General features: G+C 36.6%; 15 protein-coding genes and 1 tRNA gene. 12 read left to right on the top strand and 4 right to left on the bottom strand.

The window, feature by feature from the left end; genetic code table 11:
- Positions 1 to 16 precede the first annotated feature (16 nt).
- Together WAX78_RS07585 and WAX78_RS07580 are read left to right on the top strand one after the other, a co-directional pair.
- Complete coding sequence (locus WAX78_RS07585; protein ID WP_336481685.1) at positions 17 to 1,327, top strand: DEAD/DEAH box helicase; 1,311 nt, start codon at positions 17 to 19, stop codon at positions 1,325 to 1,327.
- Positions 1,328 to 1,425: 98 nt separating this feature from the next.
- Positions 1,426 to 2,322 carry a deoxyribonuclease IV gene (locus tag WAX78_RS07580; RefSeq protein WP_336481684.1) on the top strand — a complete coding sequence of 299 codons (897 nt, stop codon included), beginning with the start codon at positions 1,426 to 1,428 and terminating at the stop codon, positions 2,320 to 2,322.
- A gap of 21 nt (positions 2,323 to 2,343) precedes the next feature.
- On the opposite strand, the gene WAX78_RS07575 is transcribed toward WAX78_RS07580, so the two are convergent.
- Positions 2,344 to 2,598: a DUF2624 domain-containing protein gene (locus WAX78_RS07575; RefSeq protein WP_336481683.1), complete on the bottom strand. Its 255-nt coding sequence runs from the start codon at positions 2,596 to 2,598 to the stop codon at positions 2,344 to 2,346.
- 146 nt (positions 2,599 to 2,744) lie between these two features.
- On the opposite strand from WAX78_RS07575, the gene WAX78_RS07570 reads away from it, so the two are divergent.
- The 4 genes from WAX78_RS07570 (at position 2,745) to WAX78_RS07555 (ending at position 5,812) form a co-directional block, all read left to right on the top strand.
- A complete protein-coding gene (locus tag WAX78_RS07570; RefSeq protein ID WP_336481682.1) occupies positions 2,745 to 3,623 on the top strand; it encodes a YitT family protein in 879 nt (292 codons plus the stop codon).
- A gap of 158 nt (positions 3,624 to 3,781) precedes the next feature.
- Positions 3,782 to 4,555 carry a metal ABC transporter ATP-binding protein gene (locus tag WAX78_RS07565; protein WP_336481681.1) on the top strand — a complete coding sequence of 258 codons (774 nt, stop codon included), beginning with the start codon at positions 3,782 to 3,784 and terminating at the stop codon, positions 4,553 to 4,555.
- On the top strand, positions 4,552 to 5,385 hold the full coding sequence (locus WAX78_RS07560) for a metal ABC transporter permease (RefSeq protein WP_336481680.1): 834 nt from the start codon (positions 4,552 to 4,554) through the stop codon (positions 5,383 to 5,385). Before WAX78_RS07565 ends, WAX78_RS07560 begins: the two co-directional genes overlap by 4 nt.
- 13 nt (positions 5,386 to 5,398) lie before the next feature.
- Entirely contained in the window at positions 5,399 to 5,812 is a 414-nt protein-coding gene (locus WAX78_RS07555; RefSeq protein WP_336481679.1) for a Fur family transcriptional regulator, read from the top strand.
- A 55-nt stretch (positions 5,813 to 5,867) separates the two neighbouring features.
- On the opposite strand, the gene ispG is transcribed toward WAX78_RS07555, so the two are convergent.
- The 3 genes from ispG to WAX78_RS07540 all read right to left on the bottom strand — a co-directional run bounded on the left by ispG (position 5,868) and on the right by WAX78_RS07540 (position 8,288).
- The gene (gene ispG, locus WAX78_RS07550) at positions 5,868 to 6,959 is read right to left on the bottom strand and encodes a flavodoxin-dependent (E)-4-hydroxy-3-methylbut-2-enyl-diphosphate synthase (protein ID WP_413789174.1); all 1,092 of its coding nucleotides are present in this window, start codon (positions 6,957 to 6,959) and stop codon (positions 5,868 to 5,870) included.
- A gap of 155 nt (positions 6,960 to 7,114) precedes the next feature.
- Positions 7,115 to 7,456 (bottom strand): hypothetical protein, encoded by a 342-nt coding sequence (locus tag WAX78_RS07545; protein WP_336481678.1) that lies wholly within the window; start codon positions 7,454 to 7,456, stop codon positions 7,115 to 7,117.
- 64 nt (positions 7,457 to 7,520) lie between these two features.
- On the bottom strand, positions 7,521 to 8,288 hold the full coding sequence (locus WAX78_RS07540; protein WP_336481677.1) for a DUF1189 domain-containing protein: 768 nt from the start codon (positions 8,286 to 8,288) through the stop codon (positions 7,521 to 7,523).
- A gap of 223 nt (positions 8,289 to 8,511) precedes the next feature.
- Between WAX78_RS07540 and WAX78_RS07535 the strand changes: the two genes are divergently transcribed.
- The 6 genes from WAX78_RS07535 (at position 8,512) to pstC (ending at position 15,383) form a co-directional block, all read left to right on the top strand.
- Positions 8,512 to 8,585: transfer RNA gene (locus WAX78_RS07535), tRNA-Ile, on the top strand.
- 224 nt (positions 8,586 to 8,809) lie between these two features.
- On the top strand, positions 8,810 to 9,421 hold the full coding sequence (gene sodA, locus WAX78_RS07530) for a superoxide dismutase [Mn] (protein ID WP_336481676.1): 612 nt from the start codon (positions 8,810 to 8,812) through the stop codon (positions 9,419 to 9,421).
- A 188-nt stretch (positions 9,422 to 9,609) separates the two neighbouring features.
- Positions 9,610 to 10,887 (top strand): MFS transporter, encoded by a 1,278-nt coding sequence (locus WAX78_RS07525; protein WP_336481675.1) that lies wholly within the window; start codon positions 9,610 to 9,612, stop codon positions 10,885 to 10,887.
- 108 nt (positions 10,888 to 10,995) lie between these two features.
- Positions 10,996 to 13,125 carry a peptidoglycan D,D-transpeptidase FtsI family protein gene (locus WAX78_RS07520; RefSeq protein WP_336481674.1) on the top strand — a complete coding sequence of 710 codons (2,130 nt, stop codon included), beginning with the start codon at positions 10,996 to 10,998 and terminating at the stop codon, positions 13,123 to 13,125.
- 365 nt (positions 13,126 to 13,490) lie between these two features.
- A complete protein-coding gene (locus WAX78_RS07515; protein ID WP_413789173.1) occupies positions 13,491 to 14,405 on the top strand; it encodes a PstS family phosphate ABC transporter substrate-binding protein in 915 nt (304 codons plus the stop codon).
- 27 nt (positions 14,406 to 14,432) lie between these two features.
- Complete coding sequence (gene pstC, locus WAX78_RS07510) at positions 14,433 to 15,383, top strand: phosphate ABC transporter permease subunit PstC (protein ID WP_336481673.1); 951 nt, start codon at positions 14,433 to 14,435, stop codon at positions 15,381 to 15,383.
- Position 15,384 lies beyond the last annotated feature (1 nt).

The following is a 15,384-nucleotide window of genomic DNA, read 5'->3' as shown; positions in this document are numbered from 1 at the left end:
GAAGAAGGTGGAATGTATGTCAGTGCAAACATTTACACAGTATGATTTTCAACCATTTTTAATAGATGCAATTCGTGAATTGCGTTTTTCAGAACCGACAGAAATTCAACAGAAAATTTTCCCAGTTGTGAAGAAGGGAATTAGTATTATCGGGCAATCACAAACAGGTTCTGGAAAAACACACGCGTATTTACTTCCAACGTTAAATCGTATTGATACAAACCGAGAGGAAGTACAGCTCGTAATTACAGCTCCAACTCGTGAATTAGCACAGCAAATTTATGCAGAAATTGTAAAGATGACAAAGTTTTGTGAAGAAGACAAAATGATTACAGCGCGTTGTTTTATCGGTGGGACAGATAAACAGCGTTCGATTGAAAAGCTGAAGAAACAACCGCATGTTGTTGTCGGAACGCCTGGTCGTATTAAAGATTTAGTGGAAGAGCAAGCGCTATTTGTACATACGGCTTCTGTTATTGTTGTCGATGAAGCAGATTTAATGCTTGATATGGGCTTTATTCACGATGTAGATAAAATTGCATCGCGTATGCCGAAAAATTTACAAATGCTTGTTTTCTCAGCGACAATTCCGCAAAAGTTAAAACCATTTATGAAGAAATATATGGAGAACCCAGAGCATATTCATATTAATCCAAAGCAAGTAGCAGCAGTTAACCTTGAACATCATCTTATTCCATCAAGACACCGTAATAAAGTTGAGCTTGTGAAAAATATGTTACTGCAATATCAGCCGTATTTAGCGATCGTGTTTACAAATACAAAAAAAATGGCTGATGAAGTAGCTGATGGTTTAGCTGAGCGCGGTTTAAAAGTTGGTCGTATTCACGGTGATTTATCCCCTCGTGATCGTAAGAAAATGATGAAACAAGTTCGTGATTTAGAATTCCAGTACATTGTAGCTACAGATTTAGCTGCACGCGGTATTGATATCGAGGGAATTAGTCATGTTATTAACTATGAAATTCCGTCCGATTTAGATTTCTTTATTCACCGTGTTGGCCGAACTGCACGTGCTGGGTACTCTGGTATTGCAGCAACAATTTATGATCCGGCTGATGAAGAAGCATTAGATACTTTAGAGAAGCAACGCCATATTGAATTCCAACACGTTGATTTGCGTGCAGGTGAGTGGATTGAATTAGGACCTCGACGTCGTCGTCAAAGTCGTAAGAAACCGAATGATAAATTAGATGCTATGGCGCAAAAAGTTGTGAAAAAACCGAAAAAAGTAAAACCGAACTACAAGAAAAAGCTTGAATGGGAACGCGATAAAATTAAGAAAAAATATAGCAAGAAGAAAAGATAAGGACCTTCCTTATCTTTTTTTTGTGGAGAAGTTAACAGTGTCAGATTTCTACAAATTATGCTATCATTATAGCTATTGTATTTATAAGAGGTGATTACATGTTGAAAATTGGATCTCACGTTTCGATGAGTGGAAAGAAAATGCTATTAGCAGCGAGTGAGGAAGCTGTATCCTATGGTGCAACAACGTTTATGGTTTATACAGGGGCACCGCAAAATACGAGAAGGAAACCAATTGAAGAGTTAAATATAGAAGCTGGACGTAAACATATGGAACTTCATGGGATTGAAGAAATTATTGTTCATGCACCTTATATTATTAACATTGGCAACACAACGAAACCTGAAACGTTCCAACTAGGTGTTGATTTTCTTAGTATGGAAATCGAAAGAACATCAGCGTTAGGGGTTGCGAAACAAATTGTGCTTCATCCTGGAGCACATGTTGGAGCAGGTGCAGATGCAGGAATTCAAAAAATTATTGAAGGATTAAATGAAGTGTTAACAGCTGATCAAACGGTGAACATTGCGCTAGAAACAATGGCTGGAAAAGGAACAGAGTGCGGGCGCAGCTTTGAAGAGCTTGCTAGAATCATTGATGGTGTAACGCATAATGAGAAATTATCTGTCTGCTTTGATACGTGTCATACACATGACGCTGGTTACGATATTGTTAATGATTTTGACGGTGTTTTAAACGAGTTTGATAAAATTGTAGGTATCGATCGTTTGCAAGTATTACACATTAATGATAGTAAAAATGAGCGCGGTGCTAGAAAAGACCGTCATGAGAATATCGGATTCGGTCATATTGGTTATAAAACATTGCATCACATTGTACATCATCCACAATTACAGCATGTACCGAAAATTCTTGAAACACCATATGTAGGTGAGGATAAACAAGATAAAAAGCCACCGTATAAATTTGAAATTGAAATGTTGAAAAACGGTATGTTTGATGAAGAGATTCTTCAGAAAATTAAAGGTCAATAAAAAAGGGGGAAATCCCCTTTTTTATTTTAGTAATTTTTGGAACAAAATATTGATTTGCTGTGCAGTAGCAGGAGAAGTAACCTTTGCAATTTGTTTTAAGAGTTGCAATCTTTCTTGGACATCATAAATATTAATATTTTTTCCTTGAATTAATGTGACGATTTTATCTGCTTGTTCACTTGTAATAGATACTCCATATTCTGTACTATATTTTAATAATTCTTTAGAAGTCATATTGTTTAATTTTTTATTTACAAACTGCTGAATGAGGTTCATGTTGCTGCCTCCTTTGTTTTGTCCTCATATCCGAATATATGTGGAATATGCTTGTGTATATTCCAAAGCAGGCAGTTTTCTCAGCAAAAAAAGGTGAGTGTGCTATAATAAAAGGACAAAACTATAAAGATACTTGAGGAGGTAGCATGGAAAAAAAACAACATAGAAGAGAAAGTATAATTCATCTTGTGTATCGTCTTGTTATGATTGTAATCGGTGCTGGCTGTGCAGCGGTTGCACTCGAATTATTTTTAATTCCAAACAAAATTATTGATGGTGGTATTATCGGTGTTTCCCTCATATTAGATTACCTTACACCAAATATTTGGTGGCTAAGCTTTTCCACTTTAGTTGTAATCCTCAACTTACCATTTATGTACTCAGGTTATAAGCAAATCGGAAAAACATTTATGTTATCTTCTGTTTTTGCAGTTGTATGTTTAGCTTTCATTGAGTCAACATTACATTCTATTCAGCCCTTTACGACAGAGCCGATTTTAGCGACTGTCTTTGGCGGATTAATTTTAGGTGTTGGTGTTGGACTGGTAATTAGGCATGGTGGTTCATTAGACGGAGCGGAAATTCTAGGTATTTTACTAACAAAAAAATTACCGTTCTCTGTTGGTGAATTTGTGATGTTTATGAATATTTTCGTCTTTTCTTGGGCGGCATTTGTGTTTGGAGTAGAACAAGCAATGTATTCTGTCATGACATACTATATTGCCTTTAAAACGATTGATACAGTTATTCAAGGTCTAGATGAAACAAAAGCAGTTATTATTGTGTCAGACTATTATGAAGAGGTATCAAATGCAATTTTACATCGACTTGGTCGCGGAACAACGAAGTTAGTTGGGAAAGGTGGCTATACAGATAAAGAAAAAGAAGTCATCTATGCAGTTATTACTCGTTTAGAGGTAACGAAACTAAAATCAATTGTTCATGAAGTAGATGAAAATGCTTTTATTACTATTATGAATACACAAGAAACAAAAGGTGCAAAATTTAAATCAGCAATTCACTAAAAGCAGAGAGATTTTCTCTGCTTTTTGCTATAATAGAAGGGTTGTCTAAAATGAGAGGTATATTTTAGGACAGATTGGTTTACAACTCGTAATGAGCTATAATATAATTCAAAGGGAAATAAATCGGAATCATTCTGAATTAAAATAGGTGAGATATGATGGAATATATATTAGAAATCGAGAATTTAACCTTTCGTTACGAAGAGCGAAATGTGTTAGAGAACATTCAATTACAAGTTCCTAAAGGAGCTTTTTTAGGTTTAGTAGGCCCAAATGGATCGGGGAAATCTACATTATTGAAATGTATATTAGGTATTTTAAAACCGAAACAAGGGACGATTCGGTTGTTTGGTGTTGATAGTAAAAAATTTAAAAATTGGAATAAAATTGGATATGTTTCACAAAAGGCAAATAGCTTCAATTCTGGCTTTCCAGCGACTGTATTTGAAGTTGTTTCGATGGGACTTGTTTCTAAAAAGGGTTTATTTCGCTTTTTATCCAAATCTGATAAAGAAAAAGTAAGACAGGCTATCGCCGATGTTGGAATGAGTGATTTTATAAATCGGAACATTGGAGAGCTTTCTGGAGGGCAACAGCAGCGCGTCTTTATTGCAAGAGCACTTGTCAGCGATCCGGAGCTGTTGATTTTAGATGAACCAACAGTGGGGGTAGACGTAAAAAATGTTGAGAGTTTTTATGAAATGCTTGCACATTTAAATAAGAAATTAGGAATTACACTAATTCTTGTGACGCATGATATTGGCGCGGTAACAGAAAAAGTGACGCATGTGGCATGCCTAAATCAGCAGTTACATTTCCATGGAAATGTAGAGACATTCCGAGAGTTAGAAGATGCTGAAATGTCGTTATTATATGGTCATCATGTTCATCGTTTAGAGCATGATCACGAGCATCACGGGGGGATACGATGATACAGGATTTTTTGCAATATGACTTTTTACGAAATTCTTTATACGCTGGAATTTTAATTGGACTTGTTGCCCCGCTGTTAGGTGTTTTTGTTGTAATTCGTCGTTTATCATTTATTGCTGATGCGTTAAGTCATGTTACGTTATCAGGTATTGCAGCGAGCTTATTACTAGAAAAAACAGTATTTACCGGTGGTTTTTTAAATCCATTATATATGGGAATGGTATTTTCTATTGGCGGTGCTTTACTCATTGAAAAATTAAGAGCGGTATATAAACATTATCAAGAGTTAGCAGTTCCAATTATTTTATCAGCTGGTATTGGAATTGGTGTTGTGTTCATTTCGCTAGCAAATGGATTTAATACAGATTTATTTAGTTATTTGTTTGGTAGTGTGAGTGCAGTAACAAGCAGTGATTTACTTATTATTGGATTGGTTGCTATAGTTGTGCTTGTTGTCATCATTTTATTATACAAAGAACTGTTCTTATTATCTTTTGATGAAGAATATGCTGTAGCAACAGGTTTGCGTGCAAAATGGATTCACTTTATTTTTGTTATTTTAGTTGCACTTGTGATTGCGGTTTCAATGCGTGTTGTCGGTATTCTTCTTGTTTCATCGCTAATGACATTACCAGTTGCAGCGAGTATCCGTATCGCAAAAGGATTTAAACAAACGATTTTCTACTCTATTGTATTTGGGGAAATTTCGGTAGTCGGAGGTATGTTAGCTTCTTATCAGCTAAACCTCGCTCCAGGTGGTACAATTGTTGTGTTAGCAGTTCTTATTTTAATTGGTGCAATCTTATGGGAGAAGAAAAAAACTGCGTAAAGTAGGGATGATTATGAATCTTACAGAAGCTTTACACCTTATGAAGGAGAAAGGCTATAAACATACCGGAAAAAGAGAAGAGATGCTTCGCCTATTTGCAGCTCACAATAAATATTTAACAGCGAGAGATGTTTTAGCTAATATGAAAGATGATTATCCGGGATTAAGTTTTGATACCATTTATCGCAATTTAACTGTATTTGTAGAAATTGGCATTTTGGAACAGACTGAATTAAATGGTGAAAAGCATTTTCGCTTCAAATGTTCTACTACAGAACACCATCATCATTTCATTTGTTTAGATTGCGGAGGAACGAAGGAAATTACTTCGTGTCCAATGGAACTCATAAATAAAGATTTTAAAGGATTTGAAGTAACTGGGCATAAGTTTGAAATATATGGGCGCTGTCCAAAGTGTGCACAATAAAAAAAGCTTGTCAGTTTTGAAACTGACAAGCTTTTTTTATTAGAACTTTTTCACCTTATTTTTCTTGTTTTGCCGCATATTCTGCTGCAATTTTATCAATTTCTTTTTTTAATTCTTCTACCATTGTTTCTTCTGGTACTTTACGCACAATTTCGCCTTTACGGAAAAGCAAACCTTCTCCGCGTGCTCCGGCAATCCCGATATCAGCTTCACGTGCTTCACCAGGACCATTTACTGCGCAACCAAGTACCGCAACTTTAATCGGTGCTTTAATTTTTGAAATATATTCCTCTACTTCATTTGCGATGCTAATTAAGTCAATTTCAATACGTCCGCAAGTTGGACAAGAGATTAATGTAGCGGCGTTAGAGGCAAGACCAAATGATTTTAATAGTTCACGTGCTACTTTTACTTCTTCAACTGGGTCTGCACTTAACGAAATACGTAGTGTGTTACCAATGCCTTTGCTTAAGATAGCTCCAAGACCAGCTGCACTTTTTACAGTTCCGGCAAATAACGTTCCAGATTCTGTGATTCCAAGGTGTAATGGATAATCGAAAGCACGTGATGCTTTTTCGTATGCTTCAATTGCTAAGTTCACATCGGACGCTTTCATCGATACGATGATATCGTGAAAATCTAAGTCCTCTAAAATTTTAATGTGATGCAATGCGCTTTCTACCATGCCATCTGCTGTTGGGTATCCATACTTTTCTAAAATATGACGTTCTAATGAACCTGCATTTACACCGATGCGAATTGGAATGCCGCGTTCTTTTGCAGCATTTACAACTGCTTCAACTTTATGGCGGCGACCGATGTTGCCTGGATTGATGCGAACTTTGTCAATACCGCCTTCAATTGCTTTTAATGCTAGGCGATAGTCAAAGTGAATATCAGCAACAAGAGGGATATTAATTTGTTTTTTAATATCAGCAATTGCATTTGCAGCGCGCTCATCTGGAACGGCTACACGAACAATTTGACAACCTGCTTCTTCTAAACGTTTAATTTCAGCAACTGTTGCTTCCACATCATGCGTTTTTGTTGTTGTCATACTTTGTATAATTAATTCATTATTACCGCCAATTGTTAAATTTCCAACTTTAACAGGACGTGTTTTTGTACGATGAGTTATTTCATTCACGAATAGATCGCTCTCCTTATAAAAGAAGTTTCTTATTTTATAGACAAATACATTTATATTATATGCAGTATTTATCTAGTGAAGCCAAATGTCTAGTTTCACTTTTTCTATTGTATCAGCGCTTTGCTGCAGTTGACAAGAATTATGTAATGCTATTATGGATAAAGGGGGAATTTGTATTTTTTTCCGATTTGTATTTTTGCAGGAGATTCATTTTGATTTAATCCTTTAAAATCTGTAACAACCTTTTCAATAGAAGGAATTTTTTTTTTGTTAATTTCTTCTGTAATGGATAGAACGGTATCACCTGTTTTTACTTCAATGATTTTATATTTTGATGATAATATATTTTCTTTTTGGCCGTTCTTTGAAGCTTTAGCCGAAGTTTCTTTTGCTTTGGAATATGTATGAAGCAACGGCAAAGTGCCGATTGTAATATCGTAGTACAGAATGTAACCGAGGACAAGCAACAATAAGACGCCGCCAAGTCTTTTCATCTTTCTCACTCCTTTGTAGAAAAATATATGCTTGTCCAAAAAAAAAATGCCTTGAAGGCATTTTTTATAGTGAATTTTTTTCTTTTGGCTTTGGTACTTCTTTTATTGTTAAGTAAAGAACAATGAGGACAACAGCAATAAATAGAAGTAACGGGCTTGGGACATTAATTTTTAACAAGTCCATTATCATAAAGAATATCGTTGGGATTGTATAGCTGTAGGCAGTTAATGTCCAAATTTGTTTGTAAGATAGTTTGCGCTGTCCGCTCATTGCAGAGCCGATAAATGCTAATAGCGTAACACCAAGGAATGTAATGAAGAGCTGGAATAAGTAAATAAATATCCCGATAATGAACATAGCAATTGGATATATGCTATCGATAAATGTAACCAATTCTTGAATATCTTTCTTTTCAAAAGTTGTATTTCCAAAGTCACTATATGGAAATGATTGTGTTTTTTGTTCTGCTATTGAAATCACTTTATCTTTTAAGATGAACACACCATCTCGGTTTGGATATGCACTTGTATCTGTTGCGTTTGGATCAAATACAAAAATAGAATTTGTGTCATCTTTTACAATGGGTTTGTCGATGTCTGCGTGAAGTTCGCCATTTTCAATTTTAAAATCAGGCACATCTTTTTCGATAGAACGATCAACCAGACTGATACCATCTTGAATGAAATTTCCAAATAGAATTGTTTTTGGAACGGTAGCAAATAAACATAACAACATTATGTAAAGAATCGTTTTTCCGATTTTTTGAAAACGAAAAAGCGCCATTTCTTTTGGTACATATAAACTTTTAAACAATTGCGTAAATATGGACATGAATTCACTTCCTTCTTTTAAATATACTGATTTATCACCTCATTGTAACGTACGCTTCTAAAGAATCACAAGATATATCATGCGTGATATGAAAATCAATTGACACATTTCTTTTCAATATGGTAAATTTATCTTACATTTTTATATGTAATCATACATTCCGTAGTAGTTTAACTGACTAGAGCATACAAGATACCTTGGCAGTTATTCGTATATATATTGTGGACCCTTAGCTCAGCTGGTTAGAGCAGACGGCTCATAACCGTCCGGTCGTAGGTTCGAGTCCTACAGGGTCCATACCCATTTCGCATATTCATACATAGCACATATGCTTCCTTATAAAAGGAAGCTTTTTTTACGAAATGTATGAGCATTTCGTTTGAAAAGAAATGGAAAATTTGCTACTTTAATGTTAGCGAGGCAATACGTTAAATTTGTTTTCACCCCCTATATAATTAGGGTAAAATAAATTTGTATGCCAAGTCATTATCGGCAATACATACAATGGGAGGAATATAACAATGGCAAAACATGAATTACCAAATTTACCTTATGCGTATGATGCATTAGAACCTCATTTTGACAAAGAAACAATGAACATCCATCATACAAAACATCACAACACATACGTAACAAACTTAAATGCTGCATTAGAAGGACATTCGGAATTAGCAGAAAAAAGCATTGAAGAGCTAGTTGCAAACTTAAACGAAGTGCCAGAAGCAATTCGCACAGCAGTACGCAATAACGGTGGTGGACATGCAAACCACTCTTTATTCTGGACAATTCTTTCTCCAAATGGCGGCGGACAACCAGTAGGTGAACTTGCAGGCGCAATTGAAGCAAAATTCGGCAGCTTCGATGCATTTAAAGAAGAGTTTGCAAAAGCAGGCGCAACTCGCTTCGGTTCTGGCTGGGCATGGCTTGTTCTAAACAATGGTGAATTAGAAGTAACAAGCACACCAAACCAAGATACTCCATTAATGGAAGGTAAAACTCCAATTTTAGGATTAGACGTTTGGGAGCATGCATACTACTTACATTACCAAAACCGTCGTCCTGACTACATCGGTGCATTCTGGAACGTTGTAGATTGGAACGCAGTTGAAAAACGTTACCAAGACGCAAAATAATTATAATTGTAAAAGCTAGGAGATGTTTCTCCTAGCTTTTTTTGTTTCTCACATCGGATCGATTGGTTCAACTAATCGCCAATGGAGAAAAACATTCCATTGATGGAAGTTTCACTTTACCCCTTCTTCTTTACATAATTGTAGCCTTCTTTGGAAGACTAGAACATGTGAAGTAAAGGAGAGTTCATATGAAATGGAAACATTTAATTGGCGATGTTGAGGTGAATCGTGACTTAGTATTATTACTGACAATTGGCGGGTTATATGCGTTGGCTATTTCGTTGTCGAATACGTTTGTTAATATTTATTTATGGAAACAAACAAAGGATTTTGTGAATATTGGTCTTTATAATTTAGCAAGCGTTGTTTTACAACCGCTGACATTTCTTGTAGCCGGAAAATTAGCGAAACGAGTGGATCGGACGATTTTGCTCCGAATTGGTGTGACAACATTAGCTATTTTTTTTATTGTTGTATTACTAACAGGAACAAATGCTTCGCGGTATATTTTACTTATCGGTAGTTTGCTTGGAATGGGATATGGGTTTTACTGGCTCTCATTCAATTTATTAACATTTGAAATTACAGAGCCGGAGACACGGGATTTTTTTAACGGATTTCTCGGATTGCTTAGCTCATTTTCGGGCATGATTGGTCCGATTGCATCCGGATTTATCATTTCGCGTATGGAAAAGTGGAGTGGTTATACATTCGTTTTTTTTCTGTCTTTAACCTTATTTACTATTGCAGTTGTGGTCAGTTTTTTTCTCACAAAGCGTGAATGTGAAGGGCGTTATGAACTGGTTGAAGTAATGAAAGAGAGAAAGAATAATAAAAACTGGGGAAGAATTACACTTGCTCACTTCTTTCAAGGTTTACGAGAAGGTACATTTATATTTGTTATTTCTGTATATGTGTACTTGGCTTCTGGAAGCGAATTAGCGCTAGGAAAATATGGACTTGTAAATTCTGCTGTTTCTTTCATTTGTTACTATTTAGTAGCACGTGTAATGAAAAAGGAATGGAGAAAAAAAGCCATTTTAATTGGTGGAATTATTTTATATGCCGTTGTATTTTTAGTTGTCTTTCATGTTACGTATACGAAATTGCTCATTTATGCAGCTTGTATTGCTGTGGCGTATCCAATTCTTCTTGTACCATACGGTTCGATGACATATGATATAATTGGCAGAGCCAAACAAGCAAAAGAGCGGCGAGTAGAATATATTGTTGTTCGTGAACTATGGTTAAACGGAGGAAGAATCTGTTCCGTTTTAAGCTTCCTACTAGCGGTTTCGTTATTTCCGGCAGAAAAAAGCTTGCCTGTTTTATTATTAATATTGGGTGCTGGACATTTACTCATCTATTTTGCAATTCGAAATGTCAAATACGATGATGAAAAAGCGCATTCTACAGGGCTAGAAGTTGTACAAACGACTCAAAATACAACTGAAGGAGAAGGTTAACTTCTGCCCTATTTTATGTTAGAATAATAAAACGTATATGACAGTAGCGAGGACACCTGAAGAAGGTGTCCCTTTCCGCTTGCATAGCTGTTGGCAGAGGGGGTTCGTATGAGCAAGAACAAGAAAGAGAAAAAGAAGAAAGCCACGGTTCCGTTTCGGTTAAATGTGTTGTTTTTTTGTGTGTTTTTACTGTTTTCGACAGTTATTGTCCGCTTAGGAATGGTACAGATTGTACATGGTGAAGATTATAAAAATGAAGTAGATAGAAAGGAAAACTTAACAGTAAGTACCCCTGTTCCACGAGGAAAGATTTATGACAGGTATGGTCGTGCGGTTGTAGATAATACACCACTTCGAACGATTACGTATACAAAAGTGAAGGGGTCAAAACCTGAAGAACGTTTAGAAACCGCAAAACAACTTGCGAAACTAATTGATGTACCGACTGATAAGTTAACAGAACGAGATAAAAAAGACTTTTGGATTCTGTTAAATCCAGAGCGAGCAAAAGAAAAAATTACGAAAAAAGACAAAGCGGATCTCAAAGCGGAAAAGATTGACGATAAGCAACTGGCACAGCGTCAACTTGACCGTATTACAGAAGCAGAATTAAATGAATTAACAGCTCAGGATTTAAAGGTGTTAGCAATTAAGAGTAAAATGGACAGCGGTTATGCAATGACGCCGCAAATTATAAAAAAAGATACTACACCTGAAGAATATGCTGTAATTAGTGAGAATTTAGACAAGTTGCCAGGGGTAGACACTACGGTTGATTGGGATCGTAACTATGCTTATGGTGATATGTTCCGCACTGTACTTGGCGGTGTAACGAGTTCTGATGAGGGATTACCGCGAGAGAATCTAGATTACTACTTGGTTCGTGATTACGATCGTAATGATCGCGTCGGAAAAAGTTATATTGAACAGCAATACGAAGATGCATTGCATGGTACAAAAGCAGAAGTGAAAAATGTTACAGATTCAAAAGGTAATATTATTGAAACAGATTACGTATCTAAAGGAGAAAGCGGAAAGAATTTAACGCTGACTATTGATATGGAGCTGCAAAAGCAGGTTGAGCAAATTATCGCAGACGAAATGCAAAAAGCGAAAGCTTCAGGCTCAGCCGGTTATATGGATCGCGCGTTCGTTGTTATGATGAATCCGAAAAATGGCGAAATTTTATCGATGGCTGGTAAACAATTTGTGAATGAAGATGGGCAGTCTAAGATAAAAGATTATGCACTTGGTACGATGACGAGTTCATATGAAATGGGTTCGACTGTAAAAGGGGCAACTCTTTTGACAGGATATCAAACAGGAGCTATTACGCCAGGAGAAGTAATTGTCGATGAACCACTGAATTTTAAAGGTACGAAGGTGAAAAAATCATGGACAGGGAATGGAATGGGACCAATCGATGATTTAACTGCCCTGCAGCGATCTTCAAACGTATATATGTTTAAAACGGCGATGGCAATTGCTGGTGCACCATATGTGCCGGGTGGTACATTAAACGTTAAACAAAAGACTTTTGATACAATGCGTTATTACTTTAATCAATTTGGTCTTGGAGTGCCAACGGGAATAGATTTACCGAATGAAGTGTATGGAGTAAAAGGACCAGCAGGAGAACCTGGTAAGCTACTTGATTTTGCGATTGGACAGTTTGACACTTATACACCTCTGCAATTGGCACAATATGTATCAACGATCGCAAATGGCGGTTATCGCATGAAGCCGCAAATTGTAAAGGAAATTCGCAAGCCCACTTCAAAACCAGAAGATTTAGGACAAGTTGTGCAGTCGATGGAACCAGTTGTCTTAAATCGAGTAGATATGAAAGAGGATTATATTAAACACGTCCAAGATGGGTTTAAAATGGTAATGCAAACTCAAAATGGAACAGGTCATAGTGCTTTTGGTACTGCCACATATGATCCGGCAGGAAAGACAGGAACAGCACAGTCAGTTTATGCAGGTCCTGACCAAAAAGAAGTAAAAGCAAGGTTAGGTCAATTGCCAAATACGTATAATTTAACGATGATTGGATATGCGCCGGCATCTGATCCGGAAGTTGCATTTTCTGTTGTTGTTCCGTGGCTGTCTGATGATCACAATCCAGTCAGCAAAAATATTGCACGCCGAGTTATGGACGCATACTTTGATTTGAAAAAGCAAGAAATTAGCGGAAACGCTGGAGCATTAGAAGCTACTTCAAAAACAAATCAATAAGAATAAAAATATGTAAGGTTGGCACACTATCTGTGAAGATAGTGTGCTTTTTTTTATGTGTGCCGCATATAGTGATGAAAGAAGTGTACAAGCTTATGGAATAAGGCTTGTATTTTCGTAAATGAATAAATGAGGATTCATCCCGCTATTTATAGACAATAAGACTCCCACAATAAAGAAGATAGGAGGGGAAGCATTCGCTGATGGAAGTCTCGTATACAGACGCATAACTGCTTGTTCATTAGGGCATAGAAAATGTGGATATTTACAAAACTTTTACAAACTATTAAAACCGAGTTAATAGTTCGGCATTATTCTTAAATGTGTACTTCTGTTATCAGAAGGCTCCTAGGAGGAAATATTACGTGAAACGTAATAGAACATACACCATGGTTATATTATCGATATTTTTTTTATCTGCTCATACGTTACCTATTTCTGCTGCGAATATTGTAGGGAAAGTACAAATTGATGGATCTTCTACAATTTTTCCGATTATGGAAGCAGTAGCAGAAGAGTATACGAAAAGAGAACCCTCTGTAAAAATTTCCATTGGTATATCTGGAACAGGGGGAGGATTTCATCGTTTTGGAAAAGGCGAAGTGGATATGACGAATGCTTCTAGGCCAATGAAAAGAGAAGAAGAGCAACTTGCTAAGAAGCATCATATCACGTATACGCCACTTCAAATTGCTTATGATGGTCTTACACTTATTGTGAATCGTGAAAATACGTGGGCAGATAATCTTACAATAGAAGAATTACAAACAGTATGGAGTGAAAGTGGAACAACGAAAAAATGGTCACAAATTCATCCGAAATGGCCGCAGGAAACGATACAATTTTACGCACCAGGGGTAGATTCTGGTACGTACGATTATTTTCAAAATGTAGTGTTACAAAAAAAACTCATAACAAAAACAGTAACGTTATCCGAAGATGATAATGTTCTAATAAGAGGTGTTATGAGTAATAAACACGCAATTGCATTTGTTGGATATGCATACTATGCCGCGAACCGTGATAAAGTAAAGGCTGTAAAAATTAACGGTATTGCCCCATCGAAAGAAACAATTCAATCTGGGGCATATAAGCCGTTGTCTAGGCCGCTCTATGTATATGTAAACAATTCTTCTATTCGAGCGGAAAAAAGCGTTGCGAATTATGTATCTTTTATGATGAAGCACGCTGGAGAGCTTGTAGAGGAGATTGGATATGTGAAGCTACCGCAATATAAATATAATAAACAGTTGCAAATGTTAACAGAAATACAAAAATAATGTCAGGATGGAGAGGGGTTTTCATCTTTGGCTCGTAATGATAAGAGTCGCGTTACGGTTTCTGTTCAACATTTGATTGAAAGAAATATAGGCAAGCGAAAGAAAGCACAGCGAATCAATCAAATGGTTCCTTTCTTACTACGAATAATCGCCAGTATTTCTATTGTTACAACGATAGGAATTATTGTAACTTTAGCAAATGAAACATTTATGTTTTTTGAAAGAGTACCAATGGTTTCCTTTTTTACAGAAAAAGAATGGCTTCCCTTTTTTGAAAATCCTAAGTTTGGTATTTTACCGCTTATATATGGAACTGTGCTTGTTACTATCATTGCAATGGTTGTTGCGATTCCGATTGGATTAGGATGTGCAATATTTTTAAGTGAATACGCTTCTAATGCGGCAAGAAAGGTATTAAAACCGGTATTAGAACTGCTGGCGGGGATCCCGACAATTGTATACGGTTTTTTTGCTTTAACAGTTGTTACACCTATTTTGCAGCGCGTCGTTCCGGATTTACAGTTTTTTAACGCACTTAGTCCAGGGATTGTAATTGGTATCATGATGATTCCGACGATTGCATCTCTTAGTGAGGATGCGATGCGTGCTGTACCGAATCAGGTGCGAGAAGCTTCCTTTGCGATTGGGGCCACCCGTTTTGAAACGGCAAAGAACATTGTATTACCAGCAGCTTTTACGGGAGTTGTAGCAGCGATTGTGTTAGCCGCCTCAAGAGCAGTTGGAGAAACGATGATCGTTGTCATTGCGGGTGGTTCAACGCCAAGCTTATCATTAGATCCGACGCAGTCTATTCAGACGCTAACGGCTTATATTGTGCAAGTTAGCTTAGGGGATGCTCCTTATGGAACGCTGACCTATTACAGTATGTATGCTGTCGGAGCAACGCTATTTATTTTTACATTAATCATGAATATGATTGCGCAGTATATTATGCGTCGCTTTAAGGAGGCGACATAAT

The sequence above is a fragment of the Bacillus yunxiaonensis genome (genome assembly GCF_037104695.1).
Classification (GTDB): domain Bacteria; phylum Bacillota; class Bacilli; order Bacillales; family Bacillaceae_G; genus Bacillus_A; species Bacillus_A yunxiaonensis.
The sequence above is the reverse complement of the archived record's forward strand: the minus strand, read 5'-3'. Positions and strand labels throughout refer to the sequence as shown.

What these genes read in the sequence shown, in the direction of transcription:
- WAX78_RS07585 (WP_336481685.1), top strand. Translation starts at nt 17, where the DNA reads ATGTCAGTGCAAACATTTACACAGTATGATTTTCAACCATTTTTAATA.
- WAX78_RS07580 (WP_336481684.1), top strand. Translation starts at nt 1,426, where the DNA reads ATGTTGAAAATTGGATCTCACGTTTCGATGAGTGGAAAGAAAATGCTA.
- WAX78_RS07575 (WP_336481683.1), bottom strand. Translation starts at nt 2,598, where the DNA reads ATGAACCTCATTCAGCAGTTTGTAAATAAAAAATTAAACAATATGACT.
- WAX78_RS07570 (WP_336481682.1), top strand. Translation starts at nt 2,745, where the DNA reads ATGGAAAAAAAACAACATAGAAGAGAAAGTATAATTCATCTTGTGTAT.
- WAX78_RS07565 (WP_336481681.1), top strand. Translation starts at nt 3,782, where the DNA reads ATGGAATATATATTAGAAATCGAGAATTTAACCTTTCGTTACGAAGAG.
- WAX78_RS07560 (WP_336481680.1), top strand. Translation starts at nt 4,552, where the DNA reads ATGATACAGGATTTTTTGCAATATGACTTTTTACGAAATTCTTTATAC.
- WAX78_RS07555 (WP_336481679.1), top strand. Translation starts at nt 5,399, where the DNA reads ATGAATCTTACAGAAGCTTTACACCTTATGAAGGAGAAAGGCTATAAA.
- WAX78_RS07545 (WP_336481678.1), bottom strand. Translation starts at nt 7,456, where the DNA reads ATGAAAAGACTTGGCGGCGTCTTATTGTTGCTTGTCCTCGGTTACATT.
- WAX78_RS07540 (WP_336481677.1), bottom strand. Translation starts at nt 8,288, where the DNA reads ATGTCCATATTTACGCAATTGTTTAAAAGTTTATATGTACCAAAAGAA.
- sodA (WP_336481676.1), top strand. Translation starts at nt 8,810, where the DNA reads ATGGCAAAACATGAATTACCAAATTTACCTTATGCGTATGATGCATTA.
- WAX78_RS07525 (WP_336481675.1), top strand. Translation starts at nt 9,610, where the DNA reads ATGAAATGGAAACATTTAATTGGCGATGTTGAGGTGAATCGTGACTTA.
- WAX78_RS07520 (WP_336481674.1), top strand. Translation starts at nt 10,996, where the DNA reads ATGAGCAAGAACAAGAAAGAGAAAAAGAAGAAAGCCACGGTTCCGTTT.